15 protein-coding genes are annotated in these 15701 nt (G+C 74.7%); 6 read left to right on the top strand and 9 right to left on the bottom strand.

The window, feature by feature from the left end:
- Positions 1–35 precede the first annotated feature (35 nt).
- Positions 36–689, bottom strand: coding sequence for a GntR family transcriptional regulator (locus ACGRHY_RS14130; RefSeq protein WP_394635698.1), 654 nt, complete (start codon positions 687–689; stop codon positions 36–38).
- Between the two features lie 162 nt (positions 690–851).
- Between ACGRHY_RS14130 and ACGRHY_RS14125 the strand changes: the two genes are divergently transcribed.
- Positions 852–1463 (top strand): DJ-1/PfpI family protein, encoded by a 612-nt coding sequence (locus tag ACGRHY_RS14125; protein WP_394635697.1) that lies wholly within the window; start codon positions 852–854, stop codon positions 1461–1463.
- Positions 1460–1933 carry a MarR family winged helix-turn-helix transcriptional regulator gene (locus tag ACGRHY_RS14120; protein ID WP_394635696.1) on the top strand — a complete coding sequence of 158 codons (474 nt, stop codon included), beginning with the start codon at positions 1460–1462 and terminating at the stop codon, positions 1931–1933. The genes ACGRHY_RS14125 and ACGRHY_RS14120 overlap by 4 nt, the downstream gene beginning before the upstream one ends.
- A 47-nt stretch (positions 1934–1980) precedes the next feature.
- Here ACGRHY_RS14120 and ACGRHY_RS14115 read toward each other — a convergent pair whose 3' ends face one another.
- A complete protein-coding gene (locus tag ACGRHY_RS14115) occupies positions 1981–3264 on the bottom strand; it encodes an adenylosuccinate synthase (RefSeq protein WP_394635695.1) in 1284 nt (427 codons plus the stop codon).
- 303 nt (positions 3265–3567) lie between these two features.
- Here ACGRHY_RS14115 and ACGRHY_RS14110 point away from each other — a divergent pair, with 303 nt between their 5' ends.
- Complete coding sequence (locus tag ACGRHY_RS14110; protein ID WP_394635694.1) at positions 3568–4422, top strand: diacylglycerol kinase; 855 nt, start codon at positions 3568–3570, stop codon at positions 4420–4422.
- A 58-nt stretch (positions 4423–4480) separates the two neighbouring features.
- Here the strand turns inward: ACGRHY_RS14110 and ACGRHY_RS14105 are convergent, their stop codons facing one another.
- Entirely contained in the window at positions 4481–5029 is a 549-nt protein-coding gene (locus ACGRHY_RS14105; protein ID WP_394638044.1) for a GbsR/MarR family transcriptional regulator, read from the bottom strand.
- A 96-nt stretch (positions 5030–5125) separates the two neighbouring features.
- Here ACGRHY_RS14105 and ACGRHY_RS14100 point away from each other — a divergent pair, with 96 nt between their 5' ends.
- From ACGRHY_RS14100 to ACGRHY_RS14090, 3 genes are all read left to right on the top strand, one after another.
- Positions 5126–6094: an ABC transporter ATP-binding protein gene (locus ACGRHY_RS14100; protein ID WP_394635693.1), complete on the top strand. Its 969-nt coding sequence runs from the start codon at positions 5126–5128 to the stop codon at positions 6092–6094.
- Positions 6091–7728: an ABC transporter permease gene (locus tag ACGRHY_RS14095; RefSeq protein WP_394635692.1), complete on the top strand. Its 1638-nt coding sequence runs from the start codon at positions 6091–6093 to the stop codon at positions 7726–7728. The genes ACGRHY_RS14100 and ACGRHY_RS14095 overlap by 4 nt, the downstream gene beginning before the upstream one ends.
- A 112-nt stretch (positions 7729–7840) precedes the next feature.
- Positions 7841–8485, top strand: a complete 645-nt coding sequence (locus ACGRHY_RS14090) for a hypothetical protein (protein WP_394635691.1) — start codon at positions 7841–7843, stop codon at positions 8483–8485.
- Here ACGRHY_RS14090 and ACGRHY_RS14085 read toward each other — a convergent pair.
- The 6 genes from ACGRHY_RS14085 to ACGRHY_RS14060 form a co-directional block, all read right to left on the bottom strand.
- Positions 8469–10319, bottom strand: a complete 1851-nt coding sequence (locus ACGRHY_RS14085) for a protein kinase domain-containing protein (protein WP_394635690.1) — start codon at positions 10317–10319, stop codon at positions 8469–8471. The two genes, ACGRHY_RS14090 and ACGRHY_RS14085, sit on opposite strands and share 17 nt — an antisense overlap.
- A 142-nt stretch (positions 10320–10461) precedes the next feature.
- Positions 10462–11127, bottom strand: coding sequence for a response regulator (locus tag ACGRHY_RS14080; protein WP_394635689.1), 666 nt, complete (start codon positions 11125–11127; stop codon positions 10462–10464).
- Positions 11124–12533 carry a sensor histidine kinase gene (locus ACGRHY_RS14075; RefSeq protein ID WP_394638043.1) on the bottom strand — a complete coding sequence of 470 codons (1410 nt, stop codon included), beginning with the start codon at positions 12531–12533 and terminating at the stop codon, positions 11124–11126. The genes ACGRHY_RS14080 and ACGRHY_RS14075 overlap by 4 nt, the downstream gene beginning before the upstream one ends.
- Before the next feature lie 76 nt (positions 12534–12609).
- On the bottom strand, positions 12610–13386 hold the full coding sequence (locus tag ACGRHY_RS14070) for an alpha/beta hydrolase family protein (RefSeq protein WP_394638042.1): 777 nt from the start codon (positions 13384–13386) through the stop codon (positions 12610–12612).
- 41 nt (positions 13387–13427) lie between these two features.
- On the bottom strand, positions 13428–14702 hold the full coding sequence (gene kynU, locus ACGRHY_RS14065; protein WP_394635688.1) for a kynureninase: 1275 nt from the start codon (positions 14700–14702) through the stop codon (positions 13428–13430).
- On the bottom strand, positions 14695–15597 hold the full coding sequence (locus ACGRHY_RS14060) for a tryptophan 2,3-dioxygenase family protein (protein ID WP_394635687.1): 903 nt from the start codon (positions 15595–15597) through the stop codon (positions 14695–14697). Before ACGRHY_RS14060 ends, kynU begins: the two co-directional genes overlap by 8 nt.
- Positions 15598–15701: the final 104 nt, after the last annotated feature.

The raw sequence follows: 15701 nt of genomic DNA, 5'->3' as shown, positions 1-15701 counted from the left end.
GGCGGTACGGACTCCGGGCGCAACAGCGTAGTCGCTCAGTCCAGCTTCTCGACGAGGGCTAGGCAGTGCTCGTCGCAGGCCGCGACGAGGCGCCCGGCCGCCGTGTCGTCCCCGCGACCGACCGCGTCGGCCAGCTCGCGGTAGCCGGTCCACAGCACCTCCCGCAAGCCGGGCCGCTCGCGCAGGTGCGGCACGGCGAAGACCCAGCACTGCACGCGCAGCCGGTCCAGGAACTCGGTTATGTAGGGGTTGCCCATCAGTTCGCCCAGCTCCCGCCAGAAGCGCAGGTCGTAACCGATGAGCACGTCCAGGTCCCCCTTACGGGCGGCCCGCTCGGCGGCCCCGGCGCGGCGGCGCACCGAGGCCAGCCGCTCGTCGCCGGGGACGGGACGGGCCGGGCCCGCGGGTCTGCGGAAGACGACCTCGGCGACCAGGGCGCGCGCCTGGACCATGGCCCGGTAGTCGGCGGGGGTGAAGACGTGGACGCGGAAACCCCGGTGCTGCTCCACGTCCAGCAGGCCCTGCGCGGACAGGTCGACGAGCGCCTCGCGCACGGGGGTGGCGGAGACGCCGTACTGCTCGGCTATCTCCTTGACCGTGAAGCCCCGGCCCGCCGGGAGACGCCCGGCGAGCACCTCGTCGCGCAGCGCGTCCGCGATCTGCGCGCGCAGCGTGCTGCGCTGGATCACGGGCGCCCCCTCACGGCTCGGACCGTCCGGGTGCCGGCGCCGTCTCTCATCCGCACCCCCCCTTCCCAGGGGGTCAGCCTAGCGTCCACGCTTTGACAGCACCCTGTCCAAGTGACAGCATGTTGTCATAGGCAACCCGGCGATCAGCTCCGAGGAGGAGCCATGGAACGCAAGACCGTGCACGTCGCCGTCTACGACACCTTCGCCGACTGGGAGATCCCCTACGCCACCACCGCCCTGACCGGCGCCGGACACCATGTGGTGTACGTCGGTGAGAGCGGCGAACCCGTGATCAGCATGGGCGGCATGCAGGTGTCGCCCGGCCTGTCCGTCGCCGACCTGCGGCCCGCCGACAGCGCGCTGCTGATCCTGCCGGGAGCGGACGCCTGGGAGAAGGTGCTCCCGCCCTTCGCCGCGGCGGCCCGCGCCTTCCTGGACGCCGAAGTGCCCGTCGCGGCCATCTGCGGGGGCGTGACCGGGCTGGCGAAGGAGGGGCTGCTCGACGACCGCCCCCACACCGGCGCCGCCGCCGGGGTGCTGGCCGCCACCGGCTACCGGGGCGGCGGCCACTACCGCGAGACCGACGCCTGCGCCGACGGGGACCTGATCACCGCCGGCCCCACCGAGCCGGTGGCGTTCGCCCGCGAGATCCTGGCCCGGCTGGAGGTGTACCCGCCCGAGGTGCTGGACGCCTGGTTCCGGCTGTTCCGGCACTCCGACGCGGGCGCCTACGGGGTGCTGGCGGCCCACGAGGGCGCGAGCGGGGCGGCGTGAGCGCCCCCGGGCTGCTGTCGGACACGGCGCTGGCCGTCTTCCGGCTGAACGGGCAGTTCCTGTCCGCCGCCGAGCGGCTGGCCCGGCCCGCCGGGCTGACCGCCGCCTGGTGGCAGGTGCTCGGCGCGGTGCTGCGCGAGCCGCTGCCGGTGGCCGGCATAGCCCGCGCCATGGGTGTCACCCGGCAGAGCGTGCAGCGCGTGGCGGATCTGCTGGTCGAGCGCGGCCTGGCGGTGTACGAGCCCAACCCCGCGCACCGCCGCGCCAAACTGCTCGCCCCCACCGAGGAGGGCCGTGCGGCGGTGGACCGGATCACCCCGGGCCACGCGGAGTTCGCCGCGCGGCTGGGCGAGGCGCTGGGCGGCGAGGAGGCCTTCGCCGAGGTGCGCGACGCGCTGGAGCGGCTGTCGAAGGCGCTGGACGGCCTGGATGCGCGGGGCGGGGACGGCGCGGGCCCGGCGGGGGTGTGAACGGGGCCGGCGGCCCCCGCCCGGGGCCGCCGGTCACAAGCCGCCGGTCAGAGGAACGAGTTGATCTGGATCGTCTCGTCCCGACCCGGTCCGACGCCGATGGCGGAGACCGGCGCGCCCGACATCTCCTCCAGCGCCTTCACGTAGGCCTGCGCGTTCTTCGGCAGGTCGGAGAACTCCCTGGCCCCCGAGATGTCCTCGGACCAGCCCGGCAGCATCTCGTAGACAGGCTTGGCATGGTGGAAGTCGGTCTGGCTGTAGGGCAGTTCCTCAACCCGCCGGCCGTCGATCTCGTAGGCGACGCAGACCGGGACGCTCTCCCAGCCGGTGAGCACGTCCAGCTTGGTGAGGAAGAAGTCGGTGAGCCCGTTGACGCGGGTGGCGTACCGGGCGATCACCGCGTCGAACCAGCCGCAGCGCCGGTCGCGGCCGGTGGTGACGCCGCGCTCGCCGCCGATGGTGCGCAGCTTCTCGCCGTCCTCGTCGAACAGCTCGGTCGGGAACGGCCCGGCGCCCACGCGCGTGGTGTACGCCTTGAGGATGCCGATGACCCGGTCGATCCTCGTCGGGCCCACCCCCGCGCCGGTGCAGGCGCCGCCGGCGGTCGGGTTGGAGGAGGTCACGAAGGGGTACGTGCCGTGGTCCACGTCCAGCAGCGTGCCCTGGCCGCCCTCGAAGAGGACGACCTTGTCCCCGTCGAGCGCGTCGTTGAGCAGCAGGGTGGTGTCGCAGACGTAGCCGCGCAGCGCGTCCGCGTAGCCGAGCAGCTCCTCGACCACCTGCTCCACGGCGATGGCCCGGCGGTTGTAGAGCTTGGCGAGGATCTGGTTCTTCTGGTCGAGGGCCGCCTCGACCTTCTGCGTCAGGATCGACTCGTCGAAGAGGTCCTGGACGCGGATGCCCACACGGTTGATCTTGTCCGCGTACGCCGGGCCGATGCCGCGTCCGGTGGTGCCGATCTTGCGCTTGCCCAGGAAGCGCTCGGTCACCTTGTCCATCGTGGTGTGGTACGGCGTGATCAGGTGCGCGTTGCCGCTGATCAGCAGCTTGGACGTGTCCACGCCGCGATCTTCGAGCCCGCTCAGCTCGGAGAGCAGGACCGCCGGATCCACCACGACGCCGTTTCCGATCACCGGGACGCAGCCCGGGGAGAGGATGCCGGAGGGGAGGAGGTGGAGCGCGTACTTCTGGTCGCCGACGACGACCGTGTGGCCGGCGTTGTTGCCGCCCTGGTAGCGCACCACGTAGTCCACCGAGCCACCGAGCAGGTCGGTGGCCTTCCCCTTGCCTTCATCACCCCACTGAGCGCCGAGCAGCACGAGTGCGGGCACAGGCGTACACCCCTTCCGGCCGGGGCATGTCCAACGTGCGTGTCGGCCGTGAACCGGACGCGCTGACAAGAACCGTCGGACCGGTGCCCCGAATCGACGAAACCCCTGACCGCAACAGCGGCAGGGGCTCTTGCACCGAGAGATTACCGGACTCCTCCGACGGGAGGCGAACGCGACGACCCCCGGCCACACCCCGCCGGTCCCGCCGTCCGTACCCACCACAGCCAACTCCCCTCCGCGGCCGCCGATTCCGGCCGCCCCCGGTGGCCGCAGGCGGCCGGGACGACCGAAGGAAGGACCGAGGTGCCGGTTCCGCATCCGCTGCTCGTGCTCGTCGACCCCCTCGCCCGCCGTACGGACGGGGAGTCCGTACGGATCGCCAGGGACGTGCTGGCCGCGGGCTCTCCCGGAGTGAAGGTGTGCCTGCCGGACGGCCCCGAGGAGACCGCGCGTGCGCTGGCCCGCCGGGGCCGCCGGCGCCCGGTGGTCATAGGGGACGACCGGGCACTGCTGCGGGCGGTGCGGCTGCTGCACCTGGAGCGCGGGCTGACGCACTGCGCGCTGTCGGTGGTGCCGGTGGGACGGCCGGGATCGGTGGCGCTGGCAGGGACGCTGGGGGTGCCGCTGGACGCGGTGCGGGCGGCGCGGACGGTGCTGGAGGGCCGGGAGAGACGCTTCGACCTGCTGATAGACGACAGCGGCGGGGTGGTGCTGGGGGACCTGCGCATCCCGCCGCTGCACGGGGAGCGGGAGCGGCGGGGCGGCCCGGGCGGTCCGGCGCGCGGGCCGCTGGGCCGCTGCCGCTCCCTGGTGCGCACCCTGGCCCGGCCCGCGCCCGGACCCGGGGCGGCGCGGCTGCGCGTCGAGGCCGACGGGGTGCTGCTGACCGACCTCGACAGCCCTGTGGAACGGGTCTCGCTCACACCGGGCGGCGGTCTGGTGGACGTGGTCGTGCGGCGGCGGTCGGAGGACGGCCCGGTGCGGGCGCGGGCCCGTACGGTCACGGTCTCGGGGCCGCACTTCCGCTACCGAGCCGACGCGGTGGTCTCCGGCCCCGTCCTCACCCGCACCTGGACGGCGCACCCCTCGGCGCTGCGCCTGACCGTACCGCCGGCCGCCCCTCCGGCCGTGCCGCCCCAGCGGTCCTCGCCCGTCTGAGGGCCGGGGCCCGAGGTCCGAGGCCGGCCGGGAGCCGGGCCCTTGTCCGGGCGGGGCCTCAGGAGGGCTCGGGGTCACCGCCGCGTGCGGCCTCGCGGTGGGCGTGCCAGCGCTCCAGCGTCATGGCCAGCTCCCGCCGCATGAAGTCGAAGAACTCCGCCGTCTCGGCTATGCGGCGGCCTGCCGGGGTGTCCGGGCCGACGGCCTTGAGGCCCTGGTCGAAGGTGGTGCTCCAGCGCCCGAGCAGCGCGTCGCGGTCGGTCATCGCCTCGTACCAGACGTCCGCGTGCACCCGGTAGCGTTCCCGGCGCGAGCCGGGTTCCCGTTCGCGGGTGACCAGATGGACCTGGGAGAGGTAGCGGATGGCGCCGGAGACGGCGGCCGGACTGATCCGCAGGCGCTCGGAGAGCTCGGCGGAGCCGAGGATGCCGGAGTCCTCGGTCAGCAGGCAGGCGAAGACCCGCGAGGCCATGCGCTGCATGCCCGCCTCGGCCAGCTCGGCGGCGAAACGCTCGACGAACTCGGCGACCTCGGGACCGTAGGGCCGCACCCGCGGGCCGTCGGCCTGCTCGTTCGGCTCGTTCGGCTCGTTCGGCTGTTCACTCACCACCACGGGCCCCATCCTTCCAGGCCGCAAGCGCCTGGGCCATCCCGACCATTTCCTACCTTCACAAATTTCTGAAATTAGAGTAGCTTCGCAAGCATGTCCAAGGCAACCACCGCCATCTCGGTCTCCGGTCTCGTGAAGACCTTCGGCCGCACCCGTGCGCTCGACGGACTCGACCTGCACGTCGAAACCGGCGAGGTCCACGGCTTCCTGGGGCCCAACGGCTCGGGGAAGTCCACCACCATCCGCGTCCTGCTGGGCCTGCTGCGCGCCGACTCCGGCGCCGCCCGGCTGCTGGACGGCGATCCCTGGCGGGACGCCGTCGAACTCCACCGCCGCGTCGCGTACGTGCCCGGCGACGTGACCCTGTGGCGCAATCTGTCCGGGGGCGAGGTCATCGACCTCTACGGGCGGCTGCGCGGCGGACTCGACGCCCGGCGCCGCGACGAGCTGCTGGAGCGGTTCGAACTCGACCCCACCAAGAAGGGGCGCACCTACTCCAAGGGCAACCGGCAGAAGGTCGCCCTCGTCGCGGCCTTCGCCTCCGACGTGGAGCTGCTGATCCTGGACGAACCGACCTCCGGGCTCGACCCGCTGATGGAAGGGGTCTTCCGGGACTGCGTCGCCGAGGAGCGCGACCGGGGACGGACGGTGCTGCTGTCCAGCCACATCCTCGGCGAGGTCGAGGCGCTGTGCGACCGGGTCAGCATCATCCGCCGGGGCGTCACCGTGGAGAGCGGGTCGCTCGCCGACCTGCGGCATCTGACCCGCACCTCCGTCAGCGCGGAGCTGGCGGGCGAGCCGGACGGGCTGTCCGGCCTGCCCGGCGTCCACGACCTGTCCGTCCGGGGCCGCCGGGTGCGGCTCCAGGTGGACACCGACAAGCTGGACGGCGTGCTGCGGCGGCTCGCGGAGTCCGGCGTGCGGAGCCTGACCAGCACCCCGCCCACCCTGGAGGAGCTCTTCCTGCGGCACTACCAGGATGAGCAGGGGAAGCCGGGGGGCCTCCGGGACACCGCCGCCGCCGCGGCGGCGGCCGACGGCGAGGAGGTCGTGGCGTCATGACCGCCGTCGCCCAGCCGGCGGCGGCCGCCCGCCGCGACGGCTCCCGCCGCGACCTGGCCGGCACCGGCACACTGCTGCGGCTCGCGCTGCGCCGCGACCGCGTGCTGATCCCGGTGTGGGTCCTGCTGCTGACCGTACTCGCCGTGCAGAACGCCGCGGCGGTCGAGCAGTTCTATCCCACCGCCGCCGAACGCGCCGAAGTGGTCGCGTCGATGAACGCCAACAGCTCGATGCGCGCGGTGTACGGCCCGGCCTTCAGCGCCTCCCTCGGCGGCCTGGCCGTCTGGGAGATGCTCACCGTCGGCAGCGTGCTCATCGCCATCATGAACATGATCATCGTGGTGCGGCACACCCGCGAGGAGGAGGAGACCGGCCGTCAGGAGCTGATCTCCGCCGCGATGGTGGGCCGCCGCGCCCCGCTCACCTCCGCCCTGCTGGCCGCGGCGATCGCCGACGCGGCCGTCGCGGCCCTCGTCGCCCTCGGCCTGGCGGGCACCGGGCTGCCCGCGGGCGGATCACTGGCCACCGGACTCGCCCTCGGCGGCACCGGTCTGGTCTTCGCCGCGGTCGCCGCCATGGCCGCGCAGCTCACCGAGAGTGCCCGGCTCGCCAAGGGACTGACCGGTGCCGTGCTGGGCGCCGCCTTCGTACTGCGGGCCGCCGGGGACTCCGGCACCACCGACGGCTCCTCACCCCTGTCCTGGGCCTCCCCGCTGGCCTGGGCACGCAACGTACGGCCGTTCGCCGACGAACGGCCCTGGGTCCTGCTGCTGTCCCTGGGCCTGGCGGCGGCGGTGACGGCCGCCGCGTACGAGCTGGCCGGGCGGCGCGACATCGGCGCGAGCTTCCTGGCCACCAGGCCCGGACCCGCCACCGGCCGGATCAACGGCCCCTACGGGCTGGCCTGGCGGCTCCAGCGCGGCTCGCTGCTGGGCTGGGGCACCGGGCTGGTGCTCGCGGGCCTGGTCTTCGGCGCCATGGCCGAGGGGGCGGCCGACCTGCTCGGCGACAACGAGCAGAGCCGCGAGATGATCGAGCGGATGGGCGGCGCGTCGGGCATCACCGACGCCTTCCTCGCCGCCATGGCCGGGATGTTCGGCATGATCACCGCGATCTACGCGGTGAGCGCGGTCCTGCGGATGCGCGGCGAGGAGACCTCCGAGCGCGCCGAGCCGATCCTGGCCGGCGCGGTGCCCCGGCTGCGCTGGGCGGCCGGCCATCTGCTCTTCGCCTTCGCCGGATCGGCCGTGCTGCTCGCAGCCTGCGGTCTGGCCATGGGAGCGGGCTACGGGCTGGCCGCCGGTGAGCCGGGCGCGGTGTGGCGGGTGACCGGCGCGGTCCTCGCGCAGGCGCCGGCGGTGTGGGCGCTCGCCGCTGTGGCGGTGCTGCTCCTGGGCGCCGTGCCCGGGGCGGCCGCGGCGGCGTGGGGGGTGGTCGGCGGCGCGCTCGTCATCGGCTGGCTCGGCCCGGCGCTCGACCTGCCCCAGGCGGTCGTGAACCTCACGCCGTTCACCCACCTGCCCAAGCTGCCGGGCGGGGATCCGGCCGCGGCGCCGTACCTGTGGACACTGCTGGCCGCGGCGGCACTGACGGCGGCGGGGCTCGCCGCGTTCCGCCGCCGCGACATCGGCTGAGGCACCGGGCGGGACGGGCCGGGTCCCGTTCCGCCGTACGGGGCAGCCGCGTCATCCCCCCGCACCATCCGGGGATGCGGGGCGGCGGGGACGCTGCTCGCATGGGGGCGACGTGCACCCGAACGCAGCGGAGGTCGCCGCCATGCACTCTCCCCGCCCCCGTCCACACGCCCACGCCCCCGTCCGCCTCCGTGGCCGAGGCGCCCGCCGTACGCTGGCCGCCGGTACGGCCGCCGCCGCTCTGGCGCTGACCGCCCCCACCGCCGCGTCCGCCGCGGAGGGCGGGGAAGGGGGCGGCGGGCCGGGCGCGGGCCAGGGGATCACCCTCACCCCCGCTCGCGCGGGCGGGGACGGAGTCGGGGCCCTCGGCGTACGCGCCGTGTGCGAGGCGGGCGGCTCGGGCGGTGTCGTCTCCTCCCCCGCCTTCGAGCGGACCGTCGCACTCGAACGCGCCGACGAGCGTCCCGCCCGGGAGAGACACGCCACCGCTCCTCTGCGGGAGGGGCTGGCCGTCGGCGGCAGCTACCCCGTGGTCGCGGTCTGCGGCACCGGGGAGCTGCTGTCCGCGTCCTTCGTGCATACCGGCGTCGCCGCGGAACCCGGCGCCGGATCGTCCCCGGCGGCGGCCTTCGGCGGGGCGGCCGCACTGGCGGGGCTGGCGGTCGGCGCGGTGCTCCTGCGCCACCGTGCCGGGGCCCTGTCCGCGGTACGCCGGCTGCGCCGGGTCGGCGGCCGGCGGATCAGCGGCCGGCCTTGATCCGGTCGTCCTGGAGGGATGTCAGCCGCAGGACGACCAGGATCGCCAGCACCGTGGAGGGCACGGCCAGGAAGTCGGTCAGGACCGTGAGGGCCGCGCTGCCCTGCGCCTGGTCGACGGTCTCGGCGTCGTACCACGGCTCGTAGTTGACGACTCCGACGACCATGCCGGCCAGCCACATCGTCCACCATCCGTTGAGCAGACCGCGGTTGCTGCTCCGGCGGGGGCCGTACCAGGCGGTGCGGGTCGAGGTGGGGTCGCTGTGGTCGCAGATGTCGTTGATGATCTGCTTGGGCATGAAGAACCAGACCACCGGCACCAGCCAGGAGCCGATCGACCACCCCCGGTGGTAGCGGATCTGCCCGGGGGCGAACGCCTCCGCGTTCGCCCGGACCCGCCAGAACCACACCAGCCACAGCACGATCACCGGCAGGTAGAACAGCGCGGAGAGGCCCGCCATCGCCTCGGTGGTACTCCGCAGGGAGTCGTAGTCGAAGGCCGCGTACGCCAGATGGGTCCCCTCGTGGAGGGTGTCCAGCTTCCCGTAGAGACGGAAGTCGAGCACGAGCTGCACCAGCGTGCACAGCAGCAGCGCGCTCAGCCCGGCGCTCAGCACGAGGGACAGCGTGCGCGCCGACCGCGCGGCGCCGGGACGCGCGGCGCCGCCGGGCGCGGGGTAGGAGGCGGTGACCGGCGGCGGGGGCGTGGAGTGCCACGGCCGGGGTGCCTGCGGCGCGTACGGCGCGGCGGCCGGCCCCGAAAGGTACGCGGGCTGGGGCGGCGCGGTCGGCGGAACGGGCGTCGCGTATCCCGGGGCGGTTCCCGGCGCGAGCCCCATGTGCGGCGGGGGCGTGCCCGGTGCGGCGGGCGGCGCCGGCGGGGCCGCCCGCGCCGCGGCCTCGGGCCGCGCGAGGGCGCTCGCCGCCGCGTCCGGATCCTCGCTGTCCAGCAGCCGCACCGCGTGGCGGCCGAGCTGGGCCAGCACCTCGCCCGGCAGCCAGGTCCCGCCGGACGGCGTGTGCGCCGCGACGCGGGCGGCCAGGGCGTCGAGCGCGGGCCGGCCGGCCGGGTCCTTGACCAGGCAGTCCGCCACCAGTTCGCGCAGCGGCCCGGGGATCCCGGTCAGGTCGGGCTCCTCCTCGGCGATGCGGAACAGCAGTGCGTGGAAGCCGCTGTCGGCCGTGCCGAACGGCATCCGCCCGGTCGCCGCGTAGGCGAGCACCGCGCCGAGGCAGAACACGTCGCCGGCCGGGGTGACCCGCTCGCCGCGCACCTGCTCGGGCGACATGAAGCCCGGCGAGCCGATGACGGCGCCGGTCTGGGTCAGCCCGCTCCCGGTCACCGAGTCCAGGGCGCGGGCGATGCCGAAGTCGATCACCTTCGGCCCGTCGATGGTGACCAGCACGTTCGAGGGCTTCAGATCGCGGTGCACCAGCTCCGCGCCGTGGATCGCGCGCAGCGCCTCGACCAGCCCGGCGGCCAGCGCGTACACCGAGTGCCCGGGCAGCGGCCCGTAGTCCTCGTCCACCACCTCCTGCAGCGACGGCCCGGCTATGTAGCCGGTGGCCACCCAGGGGGTCGCGGCGCCGGTGTCGGCGTCCAGCACCGGAGCCGTCCACTGGCCGCCGACCCGCCGCGCGGCGTTGACCTCCTGGGCGAAGCGCTCACGGAAGGACGGCTGGCGGGCCAGCTCCTCCTGTACGACCTTCACCGCGACCGTGCGGCCGCGTTCGGAACGCGCCAGGTAGACCCGGCCCATCCCGCCCGCGCCCAGTCTGCCCAGCAACCTGTACGCGCCGATCCAGCGCGGGTCACCGTCCCCCAGTGGTTCCATCGCGCGCGGCTCCTCCCCGTTCACCTCGTCCGTCGAGAATAGAGGTGCGGACGCAAGCCGGTGACGGCGGCAACCGATCCGTGACCGGTTCCCGCCCCGCTGCCCCGGAGGCCGAGCCTCCGGAGGTTCGGCATCCGGAAGCTCAGCCTCCGGGGACGACGAGCCCCGACTCGTAGGCGAAGACGGCCGCCTGGGTGCGGTCGCGCAGTCCCAGCTTGACCAGCACCCGGCTGACGTGCGTCTTCACGGTGGACTCGGCGACGACGAGGCGGCCGGCGATCTCGCCGTTGGACAGGCCCCGGGCGACGAGCGCGAGCACCTGCGCCTCACGCTCGGTCAGGTCCCCGATGCGCTCCCTGAGCGGGGCGCGCGGGCCGGCGGCGGCCGGGAGCCGGGAGAACTCCGCGATCAGTCGCCGGGTGACCGTCGGCGCGAGCAGCGCCTCGCCGGCCGCCACCGTCCGCACCCCGTCGGCCAGTTGGCCGGCGGAGGCGTCCTTGAGCAGGAAGCCGCTCGCCCCGGCGCGCAGCGCCTGGTAGACGTACTCGTCCAGGTCGTAGGTGGTCAGGATCAGCACTCTGGCGGCCGAGCCGGAGGCGCAGATCTCGCGGGTGGCCTCCAGCCCGTTGACCACGGGCATGCGGATGTCCATCAGCACGACGTCCGGTTCCAGTCCGGCGACCGCCTCCGCGGCCTCGCGCCCGTTGACCGCCTCGCCGACGACCTCGATGTCCGGCTGGGCGTTCAGCAGGACGGAGAAGCCCTCGCGGACCATCATCTGGTCGTCGGTGATCACCACCCGGATCACGGCGCGTCCTTCCGGGGCGCGGCGTCCGGCGCGGCGTCCGGCTCCACCGGCAGGAACGCCTCCACCGCGAAGCCGCCGTCCCCGGTCTCCTCGGCCGTCAGCTCGCCCCCGAGCATCGCCGTGCGCTCCCGCATCCCCAGCACCCCGTGTCCGGTGCCCCGGCCCGCCCCCGTCCGGTCCTCGGCCGGGCCCGTCGGCGGCCCGTTGACGATCCGCAGGCCGAGTCCGACCGGTACGTAGCCCAGCTCCACCCGGGCGCTCGCGCCGGGCGCGTGGCGCAGGGCGTTGCTCAGCGCCTCCTGCACGATGCGGTACGCGGACAGCTCCACACCCTGCGGCAGCGGCCGCGCCCTCCCGGTGGTCACCGACTCCACCTCCAGCCCGGCCCGGCGCACGTTCTCCAGCAGATCACCGAGGTCGGCGAGGGTGGGCTGCGGCGCCTCGGGGCCCCAGCCGTCCAGACCGCCGTCCAGGCCGCCGGGCAGGTCGGCGCGGACGACGCCCAGGACGCGGCGCAGTTCGGTCAGGGCCGTCACCGCGTTCTCCCGAATGGTGGCCAGCGCCGCCACCAGTTCGCCGGGCGGGTCCTGGACACGGTAGGGGGCCGCCTCGGCCTGGATGGCGACCACCGACATGTGGTGGGCCACCACGTCGTGCAGCTCGCGGGCGATGGTGGTGCGCTCCTCCAGCAGCGTGCGCCGGGACCTTTCCTCCTCCACCACCGCGACCTGCTCGACGACCTGCCGCCGCGAGTCGCGCCAGCCGCGCACGGCGAGCAGCAGCGTGAGGACGATTCCGGAGACCACCACCATGGCGAAGGCGACCGCCGAGCCCCGGTAGGGGTCCGTCGCGGCGGCGAGCCCCCCGGCCAGGGCGGTCAGCAGCCACAAGTGGACCGCCGCCCGGGGACCGGTGCGGGCCGCGACGACCAGCAGCACCACCAGATGCGCCACGAAGGAGACGCCCGTCCAGGGCCAGGCGTTCCAGGACCCCTCGGCGGCCACCGCCGTGAACAGCATGCCGCCGAGCGACAGCCAGAAGGCCCCGATCGGCCGGAAGAGCAGCACGATCAGCGGCACGCCCAGGAACAGCGCCCGCACGAAGCCGCCGTCGTCGTAGGGCTGGGAGTTGACGACCTCGGCGAACATCAGCAGCAGCGCCAGGCCCACCAGGGCCAGGTGCGGCAGCCGGCGGGCCGGGCCGCGCAGGGCGGCGGGCAGCCCGCGCAGCAGGAGGTGGCCCTCCGGCAGCGGGGGCAGCGGCCGGAAGGCGAAGGCTCCGGTCAGCAGGTCCGCGCGCAGGTCGTGCAGGGCGTCGCGGGCCATCCGCAGCTCGGTGGGCTGCCGGGGGCCGCCGGCGGCGGCCGTCTTCGTCGCTGCCGTCTTCGTCGCGGCGCTCTTCGTCATGTCGGTCACGGTGACGACACTAGGGACCGCGGGCGTCCCGGTCGTCCGCCCGCGGTCGCATCCTTCCGGGTCCGTCTCAGGTACTACGCGCCCGCCCGGCGTACCGCGCCAGCTCCCGCACCAGCCGCGCGAAGGCCGCCGTGCCCGGGGTGACGGGCGCGTAGTGGCCGGTGCCGGGCAGCTCGGCCAGCCGGACGCCGGGCCGGGCGGCGGCGTAGCGGCGGGACAGCTCGACGGGTACGTCCGTGTCCTCGGCGCCGTGCAGCAGCACCACGGGGGCCGCCGTGGTGTCCGGCGACGGCAGCAGCACCGGATCGGCCCCGGGCAGCCGGGCCGCGAGGTGCTCCTCACCGCCCAGCAGAGCGGCCACCGCGCCGCCGCTCAGGCCCAGTTCATGGGCGCGGGCGAGGTCGGCGACCGGGGCGACGGCGACCACCGGACACCGCGCCGGGCCCCGGGAGGCCGCCCACAGGGCGAGGTGGCCGCCCGCCGAGTGCCCGGCCAGCGCGCGTAGCTCCCCCGCCCCGCGCAGGTGCTCCAGGGCGGCCCCGACGTCCTCGAAGGTGCCCGGCCAGCCGCCGCCCCCGCCGACGCGCCGGTACTCCACCAGCGCGACCCGCAGCCCGTGCCCGCCGGCCAGCGCGGCGGCGAGCGGGGACAGATGGACTCGGTCGTACGCCTCCCGCCAGAAGCCGCCGTGCAGGACGGCCACCAGGGGCCCGCCGGGTGGGCCGTACAGGTCGATCACCTGCGAGGGGTGGGGGCCGTAGTGCTCGGTGGCGGACGGCGCCACCGGGGCCAGGCCCAGCAGCGCCGCCTCCTCCGCCTCGTTGCCGGACGCACCGCCGGACACACCGCCGGGCCCGGATCCGGCGGACGCCTCGGGCCGTTCGCTCACGCGCCGCGCTCCGCCAGCACCTCGCCGAGGACACGGGCGGCCAGCTCGGCGTCGGCGAAGGACGTGTACAGCGGGGTGAAGCCGAAGCGCAGCACGTCCGGGCGGCGGAAGTCGCCCACCACGCCGCGCGCGACCAGCTCCGCCATCACCTCGCCCGCGTCCGCGCAGCGCAGCGCGATCTGGCTGCCGCGCCGGGCGTGCTCGGCCGGGGTCACGGACTCCACGCGCCCCCGGGGCACGTAACCCTCCACACAGCGAAGGAAGAAGTCCGTCAGGGCCAGGCTCTTGGCGCGCACGGCCGCCACGTCCACCCCGTCCCAGACCTTCAGCGCCTCCTCCAGCGCCAGCATGGACAGGATGTCCGGCGTGCCGACCCGGCCGCGCGGCACGCCCTCGGCGGGCTCGTACTCGTGGCTCATGCCGAACGGGTCGGCGTGCGAGTGCCAGCCGGGCAGCGGGGAGTCGAAGCGCGGCTGGAGACCGCGGCGGACGTAGAGGTACGCCGGGGCGCCGGGGCCGCCGTTGAGGTACTTGTACGTGCAGCCGACGGCCAGGTCCACACCGTGCTCGTCCAGCCCGACCGGGAGGGCGCCCGCGCTGTGGCACAGGTCCCACACCGTGTACGCCCCCGCCTCGTGGGCGGCGGCGGTGATGCCGGGCAGGTCGTGGAGCTCGCCGGTGCGGTAGTCGACGTGGTTGACCAGCACGGCGGCGGTGCGCGGGCCCACCGAGCCGGGGATGCCCTCGGCCGGGATCGCGCGGACGGCGGCGCCGGTCAGCCGGGCCGCGGAGGCGGCGATGTAGCCGTCGGTGGGGAAGGTGGTGGCGTCCACCAGAAGGTCGGTGCGGGCCGGGTTGTCCTCGCGGGCCATCCGGATCGCGGCGACCACCGCCTTGAGGACGTTGACGCTGGTGGAGTCGCCCGCCACGGTCTGGCCGGGCGCGGCGCCGATGATCGGGGCGATCAGATCGCCGATCCGCTCGGGCGCCGTCCACCAGCCGGACTCGGTCCAGGAGCGGATCCGCAGCCGCCCCCACTCGCGCTCCACCACGTCGGCGACGCGTGCGGGCACGGAACGGGGCAGCGCGCCGAGGGAGTTGCCGTCGAGGTAGACGACGCGCTCGCCCTTCTCGTCCTCCAGGACGAAGGCGTCGCGCCGGCCGGCCAGGCCGTCGGCGGCGTCGAGCTTCGCCGCCTCCTCGCGCGGGGCCGTGTTCCCGGGGGTGCTCCCGGGGACGTTCCCGGTGGTGCTCCCGGTCGCGTCAGACATGGCTGCGGGCCGTCCAGAGTTCGGGGAAGACGTTCTTGCGGGCGCGCTTCTCCAGCCAGGCCACGCCCGCGGAACCGCCGGTGCCCTGCTTGGAGCCCATCGCGCGGCGGGTGGCCACCAGATGGTCGTTGCGCCAGCGCCAGACCTGCTCGGCCACCTCGGTCAGCCCCTCGCCCAGACGCAGCAGCTCGCTGCCGGGATCGCCGGAGTAGATCCGCGCCCAGACCTGCTCGACCCGCGGGTGGGGCTCGTACCGCTGCGAGACGTCCCGGCCGGTGACCTCCTCTGGGATGTCCTCGCCGCGGCGGGCGAGATAGCGCAGCACCTCGTCGTACAGGCTCGGCTCGTGCAGCGCCTTCTCCAGTTCGTCGTGCACGCGCGGCGCGCCACGGTGCGGGACGAGCATGGACGCGGACTTCTCCCCGAGCATGAACTCCATGCGCCGGTACATCGCGGACTGGAAGCCGGACCCCTCGCCGAGGGCGCCCCGGTAGGCGTTGAACTGCGCCGGGGTGAGATGGGCCAGGGGCTCCCAGGAGGCGTTGAGCGAGAGCATCTCGTACACCGAGCGCTTGAGCGCCTCCAGCGCGGTGCGCGGGTCGTCCGCGCGCAGCGCCCGGGAGGCGACCGTCCACTCGTGGACGATGACGGTGAACCACAGCTCCATCACCTGTGTGGTCACCAGGAACGACATCTCTCCGGGATCGTCGGAGAGAGGGTGCTGGAGGTGGGTGAGGACATCCGCTCTGACGTAGTCCTCGTAGGGGGTGGTGCCCGCGAAGTCGAGGTTCGGGTTCTCCGAACCGTTCTCGGCTCCGCTCCCGGCACCGGCTTCGGCACCGGCACCGGACTGCGCTCCGGTCGGCTGTGACGTCCTGGACGGCTCTGACGGCATGACTGTTCTCTGTTCTCCTCGCGCGCTCGCCCGGGGTCGCCGGGCCTTCTCCGCAGATCATCGGTTCGGGACCCGGCGACGGCAAGGGCCGATCGGGAGGGATC

Origin of the sequence: Streptomyces shinuiensis, assembly GCF_043660855.1 — a bacterium.
GTDB lineage: Bacteria > Actinomycetota > Actinomycetes > Streptomycetales > Streptomycetaceae > Streptomyces.
Note: the sequence above shows the minus strand (reverse complement) of the source record. Positions and strands in the feature narration are given on the sequence as shown.

Bases quoted from the DNA above. Each gene is read 5' to 3' on its own strand.
- ACGRHY_RS14125 (WP_394635697.1), top strand. From the start codon at position 852: ATGGAACGCAAGACCGTGCACGTCGCCGTCTACGACACCTTCGCCGAC.
- ACGRHY_RS14100 (WP_394635693.1), top strand. From the start codon at position 5,126: ATGTCCAAGGCAACCACCGCCATCTCGGTCTCCGGTCTCGTGAAGACC.
- ACGRHY_RS14095 (WP_394635692.1), top strand. From the start codon at position 6,091: ATGACCGCCGTCGCCCAGCCGGCGGCGGCCGCCCGCCGCGACGGCTCC.
- ACGRHY_RS14085 (WP_394635690.1), bottom strand. From the start codon at position 10,319: ATGGAACCACTGGGGGACGGTGACCCGCGCTGGATCGGCGCGTACAGG.
- ACGRHY_RS14075 (WP_394638043.1), bottom strand. From the start codon at position 12,533: ATGACGAAGAGCGCCGCGACGAAGACGGCAGCGACGAAGACGGCCGCC.
- kynU (WP_394635688.1), bottom strand. From the start codon at position 14,702: ATGTCTGACGCGACCGGGAGCACCACCGGGAACGTCCCCGGGAGCACC.
- ACGRHY_RS14060 (WP_394635687.1), bottom strand. From the start codon at position 15,597: ATGCCGTCAGAGCCGTCCAGGACGTCACAGCCGACCGGAGCGCAGTCC.